A 16487-nucleotide genomic window follows, 5' to 3' on the forward strand; every position below is an offset into this window, starting at 1 on the left:
AGGCAGAGCCGTGTTCCAACAACATTTGTTAGGGTGTGTCTGCGGCGTGGTGCGGGTGGGCATCCGGCGCGCACCGGGACGCGGATCTTACTGGGCGCGCGGAAGCGCGACTGCGCATACTGCGACATGCGGAGGAGATCGGTCACGTCGCGAGGACTTGCCGCTATTTCGGGATAGGTCGGTCCAGCTTCTGCCGTTGGCGTAAAGCCTATGCGGAGCATGGCAAAGCTGGCCTGGTTGCGCGAAAGCAGATCCAGCATTCCAATGCCCGATCGTCTTCGCGCTAAAGGCTAAGGAGATGAGCTAAACGCTCTCCATAAGGCTTATCCACTGGAAGGAGGCGCAAGCGAATCGCGAAAGACGAATTCGGCTGAGTAGGACAGGGATTGTGGCTGATGCCCACTGTCTATCCACTCCAACAACCGTTCGCCGGCGGACGCGCCCATGCGCTTGTGCGGAACCCGGACGGTGGTCAATGCAGGAGATACAGCCGTGGCGAGGTCGATATCGTCGAAACCTGTCACCGACAGATCGGCCGGAATGTTGAGGCCCAGGTGTCGCGCGCCGCGCATAGCCCCGGCCGCCAAGACGTCATTGCCGCATATCAACGCGGTCGGACGGTCCGCGCCAGACAATAGCCGCCTTGCGGCGGCTTCGCCATCTTCCAGCGTATAGTGGCATCGAATGACGTCTTCTGGTCCAAGCACCACCCCCGCCGCTTCAAGCGTTGAGGTGATCCCGCGAAGTCGCGCAGTTGCGCGGTCGTTCCCATCGGTCATGCCGGAAATCACTCCGATGCGTCTGTGTCCGAACTCCAGGACGCGTCGGGCGACCTCGGCGGCCGCACGCGTGTTGTCGAAACCGATTGTCAGGTAGGGAAGTTCGTCCGGGATCGACCAAAGAAGTGCAAAAGGTACCTGACGCGCAGTCAGAATGTCATAGGCTTCCGCAGAGCGCTCGGTCCCGATCAGGGCGATGCCGTCAACGCCACGCGCGAGCATCGTCCGCAGTTGAACCTGTTCCTGCTCGGGGGCGTATTGCGAGGTTGCAACGAGCAGTGTCACCTTGCGTAAGGCAAGCGTTTCCTGCAGGGCCTGCAAAGCCGTCGCGAATATGGCGTTTCCCATGGTGGGAATGATCGCCCCGATGGTATTCGTCCGTCGAGACGCCAGCACTTGGCCGCCGAAATTTGGTGTATATCCCAAGGCCTTGACCGCGACCTCGACCGCATTGCGTGTTTCTTCGCGAACCCGGTCGGGTGTGTTGAGACTGCGCGAAACGGTCGCCGTCGATACGCCGGCCAGCCGAGCGACATCCTCGATTGTAGGGAGCCGGTAGGGGCGGTTCTTCGCCTCGGTATCAGATTTCATGTGCCAGGTTCCTTCATCCTGACAATATCGAAAGTAAGCGCTTGCATTGCAACATGTAAGCGCTTACACAGGCGTTAGCCAAGGCGATTCGAACACAAGGGGAGGTGTCGATGAGCATGACTGCAAAGCCTGCATATGGTCTGTCCGCGCTGTTGTTCGCGGGCTTCATTGCCAATCTGTTTCTTGGAAGAAATGGGTCCGCATTCTTCGAGAATGATGCGGAAATGCTGTTGCTGGCGGCGTCCGCCACTGCGTTCGGAATTGGCACGCTGCTAAGCGAAGCAAGAGCAAAAACAGCGAAATGACTGGTTCCAACGGGAGGAGGCGGAACAATGTTCAATGAGAATGAAAGCACGTGGAAGCGACTGGCGTCGCGCCGCAATTTTCTGAAGCTGAGCGGCGCGGGTGGCTTTACGGCCGCCGTCGTTGCCTCGGCGGCGGGGACGCTGTGGTCTGACGAGGCTAGCGCCCAGACCGCCAACGAAGAGCGCGACCGTGAGCAGGCGGCCGAGCACGTCATGACGTTGGCGACGGCCTACACCATGTTTGCCGATCGCAGCTATCCGATCATGCAGCTGGATATGAAGGAGAATATCCAGAACCTCAGCGACGGTAGGATCTATGTCAAACTTGCACCGGCAGGTCAGCTGGGATCGGCCAACGAATTGGTTCAGAAGGTGCAATCCGGCACGATTCAGGCCGCCCAGCATTCGATCGCGAACTTCGCGCCCTACGCGCCAGTCGTCGATCTGATCAACCTTCCATACCTTTGTGGGACCAATCAGCGCTTCACGAATCTTGTGCGGTCGGACAAATGGATAGACACGGTTCATCCGCAGGTCGAGGCGAGGGGGTTCAAGCCCTTGTTCTACGCGTGCATTGATCCGCGTTGTGTCGCCTTGCGCAGCAGCATCGACAAGCCCGTCCTGACCCCTGAAGACATGCGCGGAATCAAGTTCCGGGTACCGGGCTCGGAAATCATGCAGATGTATTATCGCATGGTTGGTGCCAACCCGACACCGATTGCCTGGGGCGAGACGCCTTCAGCCATCCAGCAGGGTGTCGCCGATGCCTTGGATCCGGCACCGGGCGCACTGTACGTCTTTGGCTTCAAGGATATGCTGAGCCATGTGACCTTCACGCAGGCGGTCCCGGATGCGCAGGTCTATTCATGCAATCTGGAATGGTATCAGGGCCTGCCCGATGACCTGCGCGAGGCGGTCGATTTCGCGGCGCAGGTGACGGCGGATCAGAACCTTGCGAAGGTTCCTGCTGCTCGCGGTTATGCCATGGCCGAACTGAGCAAAAGCGGCGTCCAGTTCCACACACTGAACGAAGATCAGTTGGCGCAGTGGCAAGAGGCAGGCGGATATCAGCGCGCGGAATGGGACGAGATGAAGACCCATCTCGCCGGTTCGACGGCCGAGTTCGAGCAGTTCGCCGAAGCGGCGTCGTCGGACGGTCGCGCCTTTGTCCACGACATGTGATCGACACGGGCCGCGCTGAACCGCGCGGCCTTCGCTTCGCCAAACGAAACTTCGGAATCGACCGCCCCGTGGGCGAACGGAGGAGATCTATGTTTCGACTTCTGGACAAGAACATCGAGCGATGGGCGCTGCTGATCTTCTACCTGATGCTGGTCGCTACCATGACCATAGAGGTCATCCGCCGCGAAGTGTTCGCCTATTCCTCGATCTGGGGCGAAGAGATCGTCCGCTACAGCTTTATCTATCTGTGCTGGATCGGCGCGGCGGCAGCGATCCGCGAACGCGCGCATATCCGCATCGACGTGATCCTGAACTATCTGCCGCCGCGCGGTCGGGCGCTGATCTTTATCTTCGGCGATCTGGTAACCTTGGCGCTGGCGCTTCTGGCGCTGTGGCTGGCCATCGAAACAGTCGAAGTGTCGTGGAAATTCGGTTCGGTCAGCCACGGATTGCGGGTCTCGATGGTATGGTTCCTGATGGCGGTGCCGATCGGGTTCTCGCTGATGATCTTCCGTCTTCTTCAATGCCTTGGCCGGGACCTGCGCGATCTGCGCGAGGGCAATCCCGTCTATGAAGGCGAACGTCTGTTCGAGTGAGGTTCCGATATGCTTTGGCAACAAATGGAACAGGGCGCGGTCGCGCTGGATTGGACCTTTTACCTGCCCGTTCTGGTGTTCGTGCTGCTGGTCGCGCTGGCGGTGCCGGTCTGGGTCGCGATCGGCTCGGCTGCCGTGCTGCTGCTTCTGACCTCGCAGGTGCTGCCCTTGTCGCTTGTGGGAGAGGGTCTGTTTTCGGGCATCGATCATTTCGCCCTGACGGCCATCCCGCTATTTATCCTGACCGGGGACGTGCTTGTCCGCACCGGGCTTAGCCGAAAGTTTCTGGACGTGGCCGAAGCGCTGACCAACTGGACGCGCGGTGGCTTCGGTTCGGCGACGGTGCTGGTCTGCGGCATGTTCTCGGCCATTTCGGGGTCGGATGCAGCGGGCGCCGCTGCGGTCGGTCGGATGACCATCAACCGTCTCGTCGAAAGCGGATATCCCCGTCCATATGCCTGCGCGCTTGTGGCGGCAGGGGCTTGCACGGGCATCCTGATCCCGCCCTCGATCGCCTATATCGTGATCGGGCTGGTCCTGGGAATTTCGGCCTCGACGTTGTTCAAGGCGGCTTTGATCCCCGGCATCATCATCCTTGCCTCGATCCTGGTAACGAACACTATCGTCAATCGTCGCCACGCCTATGAAAAGGGAAATGCCCTTACCTTCGGCGAGTGGCTGACCAATCTGGGCCGCACCATTGCGCATGGATGGTATGCCTTCATCGTTCCCGGCGTCATATTCTGGGGCATTTTCAGCGGTCGCCTGACCCCGACCGAGGCCGGTGCCACGGCCGTCACCATAACAATTATCCTAGGCTTCATCCTTGGTACGCTGAAATTGTCGGATTTTCCGTCGATGATGGTCAGCTCGGCCAAGGTGAACGGGGTGATCGTGCCGATTATCGCGATGTCGCTGCCGCTGTCGCAGGCGCTGTCGGCGATGGGTGTGCCGCAGGGCTTCGTCTACACGATGACGTCGCTCAGCAGCGAGCCCTGGGTGATGATCCTGTGCATGATCGCGATCCTGATCCTGGCGGGCTGCGTCATGGAAACCACCCCCAACATCGTCATCCTTGCTCCTCTGCTTAAGCCCTTGGCTGACAGTATCGGCATGAACGACATCCAGTTCTGCGTGATGATGATCACCGCGCTGGGGGTTGGGTTCATCACGCCACCACTGGGGCTGAACCTGTTTGTCGTCGGCGGCCTGACCGGAGAATCCATCCTGAAGATTTCGGCGCGCGCCGTTCCCTTCGTCCTTTGCATGCTGATCGTCGTGCTGCTGATCGCCTATCTGCCGGTCGTCTCGACGCTGATGCTTCCCGATAACCTGAAGTAAGAGGGCCAATATGTCAGTCACCTATCTGAAGAAGGCTGCTCGGCAATCCACGAGCGATGCCGGCGAAACGCGCGAAACCGTCCAGAATATCCTGACCGAGATTGAACACGGCGGCGAAGAGGCCGCGCGCAAATATGCCGACAAGTTCGACCGCTATGGCGGCAATATCGTCCTGACCCGTGACGAGATCGAGGCGGCCTCGGCACGACTGAGCCAGCAGTTGAAGGACGATATCCGCTTCGCCCATGACAATGTGCGCCGCTTTGCCGAAGCGCAGAAGGAGACAATCCGAGACTTCCAGACCGAGATTCAGCCGGGTCTGATCCTTGGTCAGAAGGCAATTCCCTGCAATGCCGCTGGTTGCTATGCGCCGGGCGGGCGATACAGCCATGTCGCCTCGGCGCTGATGACGGTGACGACGGCCAAGGTCGCGGGCTGCGGGCACATCTCGGTCTGCTCGCCCCCGCGTCCCGGGGTCGGCCTGAACCCGGCCATCGTTTACACCGCCGATCTGTGCGGCGCCGATCAGATCCTTGCGCTGGGGGGTGTTCAGGGTATCGCAGCCATGGCCTTTGGCCTGTTCGGATTGCCGCAGGCCGATATCCTGGTCGGCCCCGGCAACCAGTTCGTGGCCGAGGCCAAGCGCCTGCTGTTCGGCCGGGTAGGTATCGACATGTTCGCGGGTCCGACCGACAGCCTCATCCTGGCGGACAGGACAGCCGATCCCGAAATCGTCGCCTGGGATCTGGTTGGTCAGGCTGAGCATGGCTACAACTCGCCCGTCTGGCTGGTGACGGATGATCGCGCCTTGGCGGAAAAGGTCCTGTCCCGCGTGCCGGAGCTGATCGCGACGCTGCCTGAACTGAACGGCAAGAACGCCGCCGATGCGTGGCGTGACTACGCTGAGGTTGTCGTTTGCGATACGCGCGAGGAAATGGCCGCGACCTCGGATCGCTATGCGCCCGAACACCTGACCGTGCAGGCGCAGGATCTGGATTGGTGGCTGAACCGCCTCTCCTGCTATGGCAGCCTGTTCTTGGGCGAGGAAACGACGGTTGCCTTTGGCGACAAGGCGTCGGGCACCAACCATGTTCTGCCGACCTCGGGCGCGGCGCGCTACACAGGCGGCCTTTCGGTCCACAAATACATGAAACTGGTCACCTGGCAGCGCGCCACCCGCGAAGGTGCCAAGCCAATCGCCGAAGCGACTGCCCGCATTTCCCGTCTTGAGGGGATGGAAGGTCATGCCCGCACCGCCGATATCCGGCTGGCCAAGTACTTTCCAGATGAGCAGTTCGATCTGACCGCGCAAGAGGTGCCAGCGTGACGCCATCGCTATCAGTCGAAGGCCGCATAGCGTGCGTCACCGGGGCCAGCTCCGGTCTGGGTCGCACCATCGCGCAGGCGTTGGCCGCGGGTGGCGCAAGGGTCGTCAGCGTATCGCGCCGGAAGGCCGATTGGTGCGACGGCAGGGCTTCGGTTGCGATCTCGGCCGATCTCTCGGACCTGAAAGCGTCCCCCGATATTGCGGCCGAGGTTTCAGAGGTCTTTGGGCCACCCGATATTCTGATCAATGCGGCAGGCGTGAACACGCGCCAGCCCGCCGATCAGGTCACCATGGATGGCTGGTTGACGACGCTGGATCTGAACCTGTCCGTGCCGTTCTTTCTGGCGCAGGCGATGGTACCCGCGATGCGTGAAAAAGGTTGGGGAAGGATCGTCAATTTCGCGTCGCTGCAAAGTCAGCGGGCGTTTCACGGCGGGATCGCCTATGGCGCGTCGAAGGGTGGCATCAGCCAGTTGACCCGCGCCATGGCCGAGGCCTGGTCCCGCGACGGCATCACAGTCAATGCCCTGGCACCTGGCTTTTTCCCGACCGAGTTGACCGGCCCCGTCTTTAGCAATGCCGAGCTGTCCGCCCGCAATGCCGCGCAGACATGCATGGGACGCAACGGTCGGCTGGAAGACATCATCGGCCCGGCGCTGTTTCTGTGTTCGTCCGCGTCGGAATACGTCACCGGGCAAGTGCTTTACGTCGATGGAGGATTCACCGCGAAATGAAGGCGCTTGTCTATACCGGCGTGAAGCAGCTGCAATTCATCGACCGTCCCGAACCGCGGCCGAAGGCATGCGAGGCCCTGATCCGGGTCGAGGCTGTGGGAATTTGCGGATCCGACATGCATGCGTGGGCGGGTCATGACGACCGGCGCCCCGCGCCTCTGATCCTCGGGCACGAGGCGGCGGGCACTGTCATTGACGGACCGATGAAGGGGCGGCGCGTAACCGTTAACCCGCTGGTGACCTGCGGCGAATGTAAAGCCTGCAAAGGCGGACGGGACAACCTATGCGCGACTCGGCAGATCATCTCGATGCCGCCTCGCGAGGGCGCCTTCGCAGAATTTCTGACCATGCCCGAACGGAATCTGATCGCGGTGCCTGATCACGTCTCGCTTGCCGTCGCCTCGCTGGCCGAGCCGCTGGCTTGCGGTTGGCATGCTGCGCGTCTGGCGCAGAAGGCGCTGGACGTGCCGTTGCCTTCGGCACGCTGCCTCGTCATGGGTGGCGGCGCCATCGGGCTGGGGGCGGCGCTGGTCCTGCGGGCCATGGGTGCCGGACAGATTTTCGTCGCCGAAACCTCTGCCGCGCGTCGCGCGATCGTCGGTGCACAGGACGGGATCGCGGTCTTCGACCCGATCGGCGATACGTCTCCGCAGGGCGTGGATCTGGTCATCGATGGTGTCGGTTTCGGTGCGACCCGCGCAGCGGGCAGTCAGGCCCTGCGACCAGGCGGCGTGTTCATGCATATCGGTCTTGGCGATACGGCACCGGGGCTCGATATACGACGCGCTACATTGCAGGAACTTACCTTCATCGGCACCTATACCTACACAGCCCAGGATTTCCGCGACACGGCACAGGCGATCTTTGACGGTCGTCTTGGCGCGCTGGACTGGACCGAAACCGCGCTTTTGTCGGACGGCGCGGATGCGTTTCAGTCCATTGCCGACGGCAGGGTTGCTGCGCCGAAGGTCACGCTGCTGCCGCAAGCTTAGTCCAGTGTGACCCGATAGCTGAAACGATCCGTGCGATACAGGCTGCGGCGCCGCTCGATCGGGCGGCCCAGAATATCGAAGGCAAGGCGTTCGACCTGCAACAGCGGGGCGCCCTCGCAGATGTTCAGGGCCTTGGCCTGCGATGGCGTCGCAGCGGTTGCGACGATGCATTCATCTGCTTTCAGCACGATGCAGCCATAGTTCTGCTGATACAGGATATACAACGCGCTGGGCAGCGGTGCGCGATTTTCTATCCCCGCAAACAGCGCCGCCGGAACGACCGAGGTCTCGACGGTGCTGTTGATCCCTTCAAGACAGCGGATCCGGCTGATCTCATAGACCCGATCGGGCTTGTCAAACAGCAGTGACTGTTCTTCCGCGGTGGCCGCGCGCTGTACCACCTTTTCGTCGACCAGCTCGGGTCGGATGACCGCGCCGTCATGGTCGCGAAGCCGAAAGAAGTTGAACAACGAACTATCGGGTGTCCGTGCCGTGACGAATGTGCCGCGCCCCTGTTCACGGCGCAGGATGCCATGCTGTTCCAGCATCATCAGCGCCTTTCGCGCGGTGCCCTGAGAGACGCCGACCTCCGCGGCAAGTTGCGTTTCGCTGGGCAGCATCCCGCCAGGAAGCAATTCGCCTGCGGCGATTCGCGCGACGATCGTGTCGATGACCTTCTGATAAAGCGGCTGACCCATCCATGACGTCCAATGCTGTCGTTTCCCTGTGAATACCATGCGAAATCCTTCGTGCGCAATACATATACATAAAGTCTTGTATAAGACTTGTTATACATGTTAGAAGCCGACTCGAGGAATTCATGCCATCATGTAAGGGAGGATCCTTTGAGCATTCCGCAACTTCTGGTCCACGATCACGAGGATAACGTCGGCGTCGTCGTCGTCGAAAACCTCAGCGCTGGCACCGACATGCTGTGCGTTGTCACGGCTGACAACTCGGATTTTCGCCTGACCGCAAAGGCCGATATCCCCATCGGGCACAAGGTCGCGCTGAAGCCGCTGAAGGCTGGCGACACGGTCGTCAAGTACGGCGAAGACATCGGCAAGATGGTCGGTGACGCCGAGGTGGGCGGTCACGTCCATACCCAAAACTGCAAGACGAAACGGTGGTAAGAATGGCATTGGATTTCAGCAACACGACCGTCAAGGCATGGCGCCGCGAAAATGGCCGCGTGGGTGTCCGCAACCACGTCCTGATCCTGCCGGTTGACGATATCTCGAACGCCGCCTGCGAGGCCGTGTCCAACAACGTCAAGGGTACGCTGGCGATTCCGCATGCTTATGGTCGCCTGCAGTTCGGTGAAGATCTGGAACTGCATTTCCGCACCATCATCGGCACCGGCGCGAACCCCAACGTCGCCGCCGTGATCGTGATCGGGATCGAGCCCGAATGGACAAAGGTGATCGTGGACGGCATCGCCAAGACCGGCAAACCGGTGACCGGCTTCTCGATCGAACAGAAGGGCGATTTCGAGACGATCCGTCAGGCCAGCTGGAAAGCCAAGGAATACATGCACTGGGCGACCGAACTGCAAAAGGAAGACTGCCCGATTTCCGAACTTTGGGTCTCGACCAAATGCGGTGAAAGCGACACCACTACCGGACTGTCGTCCTGTCCGACCGTCGGAAACATGTATGACAAGCTGCTGCCCCACGGGCTTTACGGCTGCTTTGGCGAAACGTCGGAAATCACCGGGGCCGAGCACATCTGTGAAAAGCGTGCGGCAACCCCCGAGGCGGCGGCCAAGTTCAAGCAGATCTGGCAGGCCTATACGGATGACGTGATCGAGGCGCACAAGACCTCGGATCTGTCGGACAGTCAGCCCACCAAGGGCAACATCCTGGGCGGTCTGACCACGATCGAGGAAAAGGCTCTTGGCAACCTGGAAAAGATTGGCAAGACATCGACTTATATCGATGCCATGGGTCCGGCCGAAACACCGTCCAAGGGGCCGGGGCTGTATTTCATGGACAGTTCCTCGGCGGCGGCGGAATGCGTCACGCTGATGGCGGCAGGGGGCTATGTCATCCACACCTTCCCGACGGGGCAGGGCAATGTGGTCGGCAACCCGATCGTACCGGTCATCAAGATCTCGGGCAACCCGCGTACCCTGCGCACGATGTCGGAACATATCGACGTGGATGTCACCGGCGTGCTGACCCGTGAACAGACCATTGACGAGGCGGGCGATGCGCTGATCGACATGATCATCCGCACCGCCAATGGCCGCGCCACCGCAGCCGAGGCGCTGGGGCATCGCGAATTCTCGATGACCAAACTGTATCGCAGCGCCTGATCGCGCCGCGCACCGCCGGCCCTTTGGGGAGGGGGCCGGCGGATTTTTGCGCGATCCGCTTCCGCGCTCCGATGCGCGAGAGCGTCAAACGAAAATGGGAGGAATGACATGCTTGAAACTACGAAGTTCGGGAATCTGATCGGCGCGGCTGCGACGATGCTTGCGATATCGGCCTCGACGGCGTTCGCGTGGCCCGACGGGGCGGTGAACTATATCATCCCCTTCAACGCGGGCGGAGAAAGCGACATCACCGCGCGCTATCAGCAACCTTATTTCAAGGAAGCGACCGGTCAGGATCTGATCGTGCAATACCTGCCGGGGGCAGGGGGGGCACAGGCGTGGTCCGGGCTGAACGGCTATAACGGGGACGGGATGACGATCATGGGCACGAATCTGCCCCATATCGTTCTGCAGCCGCTGTTGCAGGATCCGGGCTATCAGACCGACGACATCACCAATGTCTACATGTTCCATTTCACCCCGGATGCGCTTCTGGTGCAGAAGGACAGCCCGTTCCAAAGTGTGCAAGATGTGATCGAGGCCGCGACCCAGAACCCCGGATCGGTGATTGCGGGCGGGACTGGCACCAACTCGGCCAATCACGTCGCCAATCAGGTCTTCACGAACGAAACCGGGGCTGAGACGACCTATATTCCTTACAGTGGCACCGGCGCCACCGAATCCGGCCTTCTGGGCGGCGAGGTCGACGTGTTGTGGGGCTACACCACCGTGGCCGCGCGTCAGGCCGATTCTGTGCGGATGCTGGCAGTTGCAACCGATGAACGTCATCCGCTGTTTCCGGATGTCCCGACATTCAAGGAACTGGGAATCGATATGGTCGGTGGCGCGTATCGCGGGATTGCGGTCCCGTCCTCGACCCCGGAAGAACTGCGCCAGCAGCTGTCCGACACGATCGGCAAGATCAACGCCGACCCCGAATTCCGCAAGCGGATGGAGGCTGACGGATATGCGATGATCGACGTGCCCTATCAGGAGATGGCGGCGTTCATGGCCGACCGAAAGGCCGCCTATGAGAAGGTGGCTGAACAGCTGAACTCTCAGAACTGATCAGGACCGGCGACGCGGCGGAGATATTCCTGCCGCGTCCGAGGCGCGTTTCTTCGGTTTTTCCGGGAGGGATCTTATGGCTGATCCGCTCAGCATCTTTCTGACCGCCCTGAGTCCCATGAATGTCATGCTGGCGCTGTTGGGCGTTCTGGCAGGCACCGTCATCGGGGCGCTGCCGGGGCTTTCCGCCACCATGGCCATCGCGGTTCTGGTGCCGTTCACCTTCGTGATGGACCCGGCCTCGGGGCTGATCATGCTGGGGGCGATCTATACGGGCGCGATCTATGGCGGTGCCTTCGCCGCCATTCTGGTCAACACGCCGGGCACGCCGTCTGCCATCGCAACCACGTTTGACGGGTTCCCGATGGCGAAACGAGGCGACGGGGATCTTGCCGTGACGCTTGCCACGATCGCCAGCGTGGTCGGTGGGCTGGTCGGGGCGATCTTGCTGATGACGCTGTCCCCGAAACTTGCCACGCTTGCCCTGGCGTTTCAATCGACCGAGTATTTTTGGCTGGCGATCCTGGGGCTGACGCTGATCGCCACGTTGTCGCAAGGCAATGTGGTCAAGGGCATGATCGGCGGCATGTTCGGGCTGTTCCTGTCGATGATCGGTGTTGCCGTGATCGGTGGCGATGTGCGCTTCACCGCCGGCATGCCCTCGATGCTGGGCGGAATCGACATCGTGGCCGCGCTGATCGGTCTTTATTGCATTCCGGTCCTCATCAACATGGTCGCTTCGGCCGGGCAGCATCTGGAACCCGCGCCGGCGCGCGGGTTTCGGTTTTTCGAGGCACTTGGAATTGCGCTTCGCGACTGGATCAATCTGCTGCGCTCGTCAATCATCGGCACGCTGGTCGGTATTTTGCCGGGGGCGGGCGGCTCGATCGCGTCGCTGATATCCTATGCCGAGGCACGCCGCGCCTCGCCCCGATCCGAGAACTTCGGCAAGGGAGAGCCGTCGGGCCTGCTGGCGACCGAAAGCGCCAACAACGCCACCGTAGGCGGCGGGTTCATTCCCACGCTGGTGCTGGGCATTCCGGGCACGCCGCCCGACGCGGTGATCATGGGCGCGCTGATGGTGCAAGGCATCCGCACGGGGCCAGCGCTGTTTCAGTCGGGCGATGGCACCGTCTATATCTTCATGCTGGGTCTGCTGATCGCGACGCTGCTGATGTTGCCGATCGGGTTGATCGTCGGGCGCTATGCGTTCCGCTTTATCGCCAATGTTCCCAAGGCGATGCTGGTGCCTTTGATCGCCTACATGACGGTGGTGGGCAGTTTCGCGATCCATTCGAACCCTCACGACGTGCTGGTCATGGTGGTGACGGGGCTGATCGGCTGGATCGCGGCTCGCGGCGGCTACGGTGCCTCGCCCATCGTACTGGGGCTGGTGCTGGGACAGATCGCGGAACAGGGCTTCATGCGAGCCTGGATGATCGGCGGCGCAAGAGGCGATTTCATGGGCCAGTTGCTGCTGAATCGTCCGATCAGCTGGGGCATCGTCGCACTGATCCTGCTGACGCTGTGCCTGCCATTGTTGCGCATGAGGCGTCAGGCACAACCGGTGCAGGCTGCGACGGTGCGGGTCGGTCATCGGCCCGATATGCCAGGGCTTGTCGGTGCTGTGGTCTTTCTGCTGCTGGCAGCCTGGATCCTGCTTCAGGCCCGAACGCTCAGCACGATGGCTGCGGCCTTCCCGCTGGCAGTCGGTGCGGCGATGGCGATGCTGTCGCTGTTGCAGATCCTGCGGTCATGGCGTGGACGCGTCACGACGGACCCGGAAGGCGCGTCGGACGACGCCACGGGGCGTGGCGCTGTGCTGGCGATGACCATGCTTTTGTGGGCGCTTCTGTTCCCGGTGCTGGGCATGTTCACGACCTCGCTGCTGGCCTGCGTGATCCTGACCATGACGGGCCAGTTCGGCCGACTGACGACGCGGCAAATGGTGATTTACGGCCTGGGCGTTCTGATGATGGTCAGCGCGTTTTATCTGCTGATGGTTCGGGTTTTGAACATCCCGATGCCCATCGGCCTGCTTCCCTGACAAGTGACGAAAGGAAGAAGATGTCACGCATTGTGATTTCCGAATTCATGGATACGGATGCTGTGTCGCGCCTGACCTCGGCTGCCGAGACCACCTATCAGGCGGATCTGGTCGACAGGCCTGACGATCTGCGCCGCGCCGTTGACGGGGCCGAGGTGCTGATCGTGCGCAACCGGACCCGCGTCGATGCCGCATTGCTGGACGCGGCCAAGGGGCTGCGCGCGATCGGGCGTCTGGGCGTCGGGCTGGACAATATCGATCTGCAGGCGTGCAAGGAACGCGGCATCACGGTCTGGCCCGCCACCGGTGCCAACGATCTGGCGGTTGCGGAGTACGTGATCACATCCGCGATGATGCTGCTGCGCGGGGCCTATCTGGCCAGCACTCGCGTGGCGGCGGGCGAATGGCCGCGGCAATCGCTGATCGGGCGCGAGATGTCGGGCCGGGTAATGGGGTTGCTGGGCTACGGCGCGATAGCGCGCCAGGTCGCCAGTCGCGCCAAGGCGCTGGGAATGTCGGTCATCGCGCATGATCCGCATCTGCCCGGGAATGATCCTGCGTGGCAGGGTGCGCGCAGCGTCGGGTTCGATCAAATGCTGGCGGGGGCCGATGTGCTCAGCCTGCATGTTCCACTGACGCCGCAGACTTGGCACGTGATCGACCGGGCGTCACTTGGCAAGATGCGGCCGCAATCGGTCCTGATCAACGCGGCGCGCGGCGGCGTTGTTGATGAAGCAGCCCTTGCCCAGGTGCTTCGCGACGGCAAATTGGCGGGTGCGGCGCTGGATGTGTTCGAATCCGAGCCTCTGAGCGCGGAACAGGGCTCTGCTTTCGCTGGAATAGGCAACCTGATCCTGACCCCCCATGTCGCCGGCGTGACCGAGGAATCCAATGTGCGCGTCAGCAATTTGATCGCAGACAAGGTGTTGGATCATCTGAAGGAAAGGACCTGATCCATGGCAAATCTGACCCTGTCGCAAGCCCATGATCTTGTCGTCCAGACGTTGATCCGCTGTCGGACGTCGCCGGGCAACGCGCAGTCCGTCGCCCGGGCACTGGTTGCGGCCGAGGAATCCGGACAGTCGGGACACGGATTGCGCCGCGTTCCCGCCTATGCCGCGCAGGCGTATAGCGGCAAGGTCGATGGCCATGCCAATCCCGCGCGGCATCAGGGACGTCCGGGCGCCCTGACTGTTGATGCCCGGAATGGTTTTGCTTATCCCGCCGTGGATCTGGCGGTCGAATGGCTGACGACCGCGGCACGCCATCAGGGAATTGCCGTCGCAGGGATCACCAGATCGCATCACTGCGGCGTCGCTGGCGTGACGGTCCGCCGGCTTGCAGATGCCGGGCTGGTGGCGATGATGTTTGCCAATACACCTGCCGCCATGGCGCCGTGGGGCGGCCGCAGGCCGTTGTTTGGCACCGATCCCATCGCCTTCGCGGCGCCGCGTCCGGGTGGAAAACCCGCTATTGTGGTCGACATCTCGCTGTCGAAGGTGGCGCGGGGGAAAATCATGGCGGCCGATCAGAAGGGACAGCCGATCCCGGAGGGATGGGCGCTTGACGCTGACGGTCAGCCGACAACCGATGCCCGTGCGGCGATGGCCGGAACCATGCTGCCGATGGGCGATGCCAAGGGTACCGCGCTGGCATTGATGGTGGAACTTCTGGCCGCAGGGCTGGTCGGCGCGAATTTCGCGCACGAAGCTTCGTCCTTCTTTACCGCTGATGGCCCGGCGCCGGGCGTGGGGCAGTTGATCCTTGCGATCGATCCCAACGGCTTCGCGCAGGACGTCGCCGACCATCTGGCCGGAATCGTCGGCGACGTCGATGGACAGGATTCAAGTCAGGCAAGGTCGCACGCCCTGTCGCGATTTGACGATCTGGCGCGCGCCGTCGAAGAGGATCCCGGCGCACGTCTGCCCGGTGCGCGGCGGCACGAACTGGCCCGTCAGATTGCCCGGGACGGGATCGAGGTCGATGACGATCTTCTTGCCCAGATCGCCGCAGTCGGCGCGACGGCACCGGCCGGCACATGAGCCTTGCGATGAAGACTCATACGCCCAATGCGATCTTGGAACGGGTGCGGGCCTTGATGCCCGGTGTCGCGGTCTCTGTCCTGGTCGCGGTAACCGCGATGTTCCTGTCGGAACATTACGGAGCCCCTGCCATGCTGATGGCGCTACTGCTGGGGCTGTCGCTGAATTTTCTGGCCGAACAGGGCACGCGCACCGTCCAGGGCGTCGAATACGCCGCCAAATCGATCCTGCGCATCGGTGTCGCGCTGTTGGGGGCGCGGATATCGGCACAGATGCTGTCGGAATTGGGTCCGGCGATGATTGGCATCGTGATCGGCGGCGTCATCTTCACAATCCTGTTCGCGCTGTGGGCTGCGCGGCTATTTGGTCGCGGTTGGCGCCTTGCGCTGCTGACTGGTGGGTCGGTCGCGATCTGCGGTGCTTCGGCCGCCATGGCGATCGCGGCTGTGCTGCCCAAGACCGACAAATCCGAACGCAACCTCGCCTTCACCGTTCTTTCGGTGACGCTGCTTTCGACCGTTGCGATGATTGCCTATCCCTTGCTGGCCAGCTGGTTCCACTTCGACGCGCTGGAATCCGGCGTGTTTCTGGGCGGGACGATCCATGACGTGGCGCAGGTCGTGGGTGCTGGCTTTTCCATCAGCCCCGAGGTCGGCGAAACGGCGACATTGGTCAAGCTGATCCGCGTGTCGATGCTGGCGCCCGTGGTGCTGATCTTTTCATTGTCGATGCGTCTCGGGGGGCTGGAAGATCGGGCCGAAGGTGGCAAGCGCCCGCCCTTGCTGCCGTTGTTCGTGGTGGGATTCCTGTTCCTTGCCGGGCTGAATACGGTGGGCGTCATACCGCCTTCGGTCTCGGACCTCTTTGGCACCATCAGTCGTTGGGCGCTTCTGATCGCCATCGCGGCCGTCGGGATCAAGACATCGCTTTTGCGAATGCTGGATGTAGGTGCTACCGCGATTGCTTTGATCATTGTAGAGACGGCCGTTCTCGGCATCTTCGTTGTTGCGGGTGTGCATTTGTTCAGATGAGATTGGGCATGATCAGAAAAGGATCTGGCGCCTCATCGAACGACGGATTCAGGGATCTCAGCCATCCAGACGAATCGTGCAGAAAATGGGGCCGGTCATCTCCGCGCCGTGTCTGCTGCGAAGACTGCGCCGATC

16 protein-coding genes and 1 pseudogene are annotated in these 16487 nt (G+C 61.8%); 15 read left to right on the forward strand and 2 right to left on the reverse strand.

Annotation, left to right across the window (positions count from 1 at the left end; translation table 11 throughout):
* Positions 1–107: 107 nt before the first annotated feature.
* Positions 108–284: pseudogene (locus tag MU516_RS09785) on the forward strand (helix-turn-helix domain-containing protein); the annotation flags it as partial.
* A 39-nt stretch (positions 285–323) separates the two neighbouring features.
* Here the strand turns inward: MU516_RS09785 and MU516_RS09790 are convergent.
* Positions 324–1370 (reverse strand): LacI family DNA-binding transcriptional regulator, encoded by a 1047-nt coding sequence (locus tag MU516_RS09790; RefSeq protein ID WP_260277047.1) that lies wholly within the window; start codon positions 1368–1370, stop codon positions 324–326.
* Between the two features lie 110 nt (positions 1371–1480).
* On the opposite strand from MU516_RS09790, the gene MU516_RS09795 reads away from it, so the two are divergent.
* From MU516_RS09795 to MU516_RS09825, 7 genes are all read left to right on the forward strand, one after another.
* A complete protein-coding gene (locus MU516_RS09795) occupies positions 1481–1675 on the forward strand; it encodes a hypothetical protein (RefSeq protein WP_260277048.1) in 195 nt (64 codons plus the stop codon).
* A 27-nt stretch (positions 1676–1702) separates the two neighbouring features.
* A complete protein-coding gene (locus tag MU516_RS09800; RefSeq protein ID WP_260277049.1) occupies positions 1703–2857 on the forward strand; it encodes a TRAP transporter substrate-binding protein in 1155 nt (384 codons plus the stop codon).
* Positions 2858–2946: 89 nt separating this feature from the next.
* Entirely contained in the window at positions 2947–3453 is a 507-nt protein-coding gene (locus tag MU516_RS09805) for a TRAP transporter small permease (RefSeq protein ID WP_260277050.1), read from the forward strand.
* A gap of 9 nt (positions 3454–3462) precedes the next feature.
* A complete protein-coding gene (locus MU516_RS09810) occupies positions 3463–4794 on the forward strand; it encodes a TRAP transporter large permease (RefSeq protein ID WP_260277051.1) in 1332 nt (443 codons plus the stop codon).
* Positions 4795–4804: 10 nt separating this feature from the next.
* The gene (gene hisD / locus MU516_RS09815; RefSeq protein ID WP_260277052.1) at positions 4805–6121 is read left to right on the forward strand and encodes a histidinol dehydrogenase; all 1317 of its coding nucleotides are present in this window, start codon (positions 4805–4807) and stop codon (positions 6119–6121) included.
* On the forward strand, positions 6118–6855 hold the full coding sequence (locus MU516_RS09820) for an SDR family NAD(P)-dependent oxidoreductase (RefSeq protein ID WP_260277053.1): 738 nt from the start codon (positions 6118–6120) through the stop codon (positions 6853–6855). Before hisD ends, MU516_RS09820 begins: the two co-directional genes overlap by 4 nt.
* Positions 6852–7847 carry a zinc-dependent alcohol dehydrogenase gene (locus MU516_RS09825; RefSeq protein ID WP_260277054.1) on the forward strand — a complete coding sequence of 332 codons (996 nt, stop codon included), beginning with the start codon at positions 6852–6854 and terminating at the stop codon, positions 7845–7847. The genes MU516_RS09820 and MU516_RS09825 overlap by 4 nt, the downstream gene beginning before the upstream one ends.
* Here MU516_RS09825 and MU516_RS09830 read toward each other — a convergent pair.
* Positions 7844–8584, reverse strand: a complete 741-nt coding sequence (locus MU516_RS09830; protein WP_260277055.1) for a GntR family transcriptional regulator — start codon at positions 8582–8584, stop codon at positions 7844–7846. The genes MU516_RS09825 and MU516_RS09830 overlap by 4 nt on opposite strands.
* A gap of 108 nt (positions 8585–8692) precedes the next feature.
* Here MU516_RS09830 and MU516_RS09835 point away from each other — a divergent pair, with 108 nt between their 5' ends.
* From MU516_RS09835 to MU516_RS09865, 7 genes are all read left to right on the forward strand, one after another.
* Entirely contained in the window at positions 8693–8980 is a 288-nt protein-coding gene (locus MU516_RS09835; protein ID WP_260277056.1) for a UxaA family hydrolase, read from the forward strand.
* Between the two features lie 2 nt (positions 8981–8982).
* Entirely contained in the window at positions 8983–10164 is a 1182-nt protein-coding gene (locus tag MU516_RS09840; RefSeq protein WP_260277057.1) for a UxaA family hydrolase, read from the forward strand.
* Between the two features lie 108 nt (positions 10165–10272).
* Complete coding sequence (locus MU516_RS09845) at positions 10273–11232, forward strand: tripartite tricarboxylate transporter substrate binding protein (RefSeq protein WP_260277058.1); 960 nt, start codon at positions 10273–10275, stop codon at positions 11230–11232.
* Positions 11233–11308: 76 nt separating this feature from the next.
* On the forward strand, positions 11309–13279 hold the full coding sequence (locus MU516_RS09850; RefSeq protein ID WP_260277059.1) for a tripartite tricarboxylate transporter permease: 1971 nt from the start codon (positions 11309–11311) through the stop codon (positions 13277–13279).
* Positions 13280–13299: 20 nt separating this feature from the next.
* Positions 13300–14232, forward strand: a complete 933-nt coding sequence (locus MU516_RS09855; protein ID WP_260277060.1) for a hydroxyacid dehydrogenase — start codon at positions 13300–13302, stop codon at positions 14230–14232.
* 3 nt (positions 14233–14235) lie between these two features.
* A complete protein-coding gene (locus MU516_RS09860) occupies positions 14236–15321 on the forward strand; it encodes an Ldh family oxidoreductase (protein WP_260277061.1) in 1086 nt (361 codons plus the stop codon).
* Positions 15322–15329: 8 nt separating this feature from the next.
* Positions 15330–16352, forward strand: coding sequence for a YeiH family protein (locus tag MU516_RS09865; RefSeq protein ID WP_260277062.1), 1023 nt, complete (start codon positions 15330–15332; stop codon positions 16350–16352).
* The last annotated feature ends 135 nt before the right edge of the window (positions 16353–16487 follow it).

Origin of the sequence: Paracoccus maritimus (assembly GCF_025195095.1) — a bacterium.
In the GTDB taxonomy this organism is placed as follows: Bacteria; Pseudomonadota; Alphaproteobacteria; order Rhodobacterales; family Rhodobacteraceae; genus Paracoccus; species Paracoccus maritimus.

Bases quoted from the DNA above. Each gene is read 5' to 3' on its own strand.
- MU516_RS09790 (WP_260277047.1), bottom strand. From the start codon at position 1,370: ATGAAATCTGATACCGAGGCGAAGAACCGCCCCTACCGGCTCCCTACA.
- MU516_RS09800 (WP_260277049.1), top strand. From the start codon at position 1,703: ATGTTCAATGAGAATGAAAGCACGTGGAAGCGACTGGCGTCGCGCCGC.
- MU516_RS09855 (WP_260277060.1), top strand. From the start codon at position 13,300: ATGTCACGCATTGTGATTTCCGAATTCATGGATACGGATGCTGTGTCG.
- hisD (WP_260277052.1), top strand. From the start codon at position 4,805: ATGTCAGTCACCTATCTGAAGAAGGCTGCTCGGCAATCCACGAGCGAT.
- MU516_RS09850 (WP_260277059.1), top strand. From the start codon at position 11,309: ATGGCTGATCCGCTCAGCATCTTTCTGACCGCCCTGAGTCCCATGAAT.
- MU516_RS09845 (WP_260277058.1), top strand. From the start codon at position 10,273: ATGCTTGAAACTACGAAGTTCGGGAATCTGATCGGCGCGGCTGCGACG.
- MU516_RS09840 (WP_260277057.1), top strand. From the start codon at position 8,983: ATGGCATTGGATTTCAGCAACACGACCGTCAAGGCATGGCGCCGCGAA.
- MU516_RS09795 (WP_260277048.1), top strand. From the start codon at position 1,481: ATGAGCATGACTGCAAAGCCTGCATATGGTCTGTCCGCGCTGTTGTTC.
- MU516_RS09865 (WP_260277062.1), top strand. From the start codon at position 15,330: ATGAAGACTCATACGCCCAATGCGATCTTGGAACGGGTGCGGGCCTTG.
- MU516_RS09860 (WP_260277061.1), top strand. From the start codon at position 14,236: ATGGCAAATCTGACCCTGTCGCAAGCCCATGATCTTGTCGTCCAGACG.
- MU516_RS09810 (WP_260277051.1), top strand. From the start codon at position 3,463: ATGCTTTGGCAACAAATGGAACAGGGCGCGGTCGCGCTGGATTGGACC.
- MU516_RS09830 (WP_260277055.1), bottom strand. From the start codon at position 8,584: ATGGTATTCACAGGGAAACGACAGCATTGGACGTCATGGATGGGTCAG.
- MU516_RS09805 (WP_260277050.1), top strand. From the start codon at position 2,947: ATGTTTCGACTTCTGGACAAGAACATCGAGCGATGGGCGCTGCTGATC.
- MU516_RS09825 (WP_260277054.1), top strand. From the start codon at position 6,852: ATGAAGGCGCTTGTCTATACCGGCGTGAAGCAGCTGCAATTCATCGAC.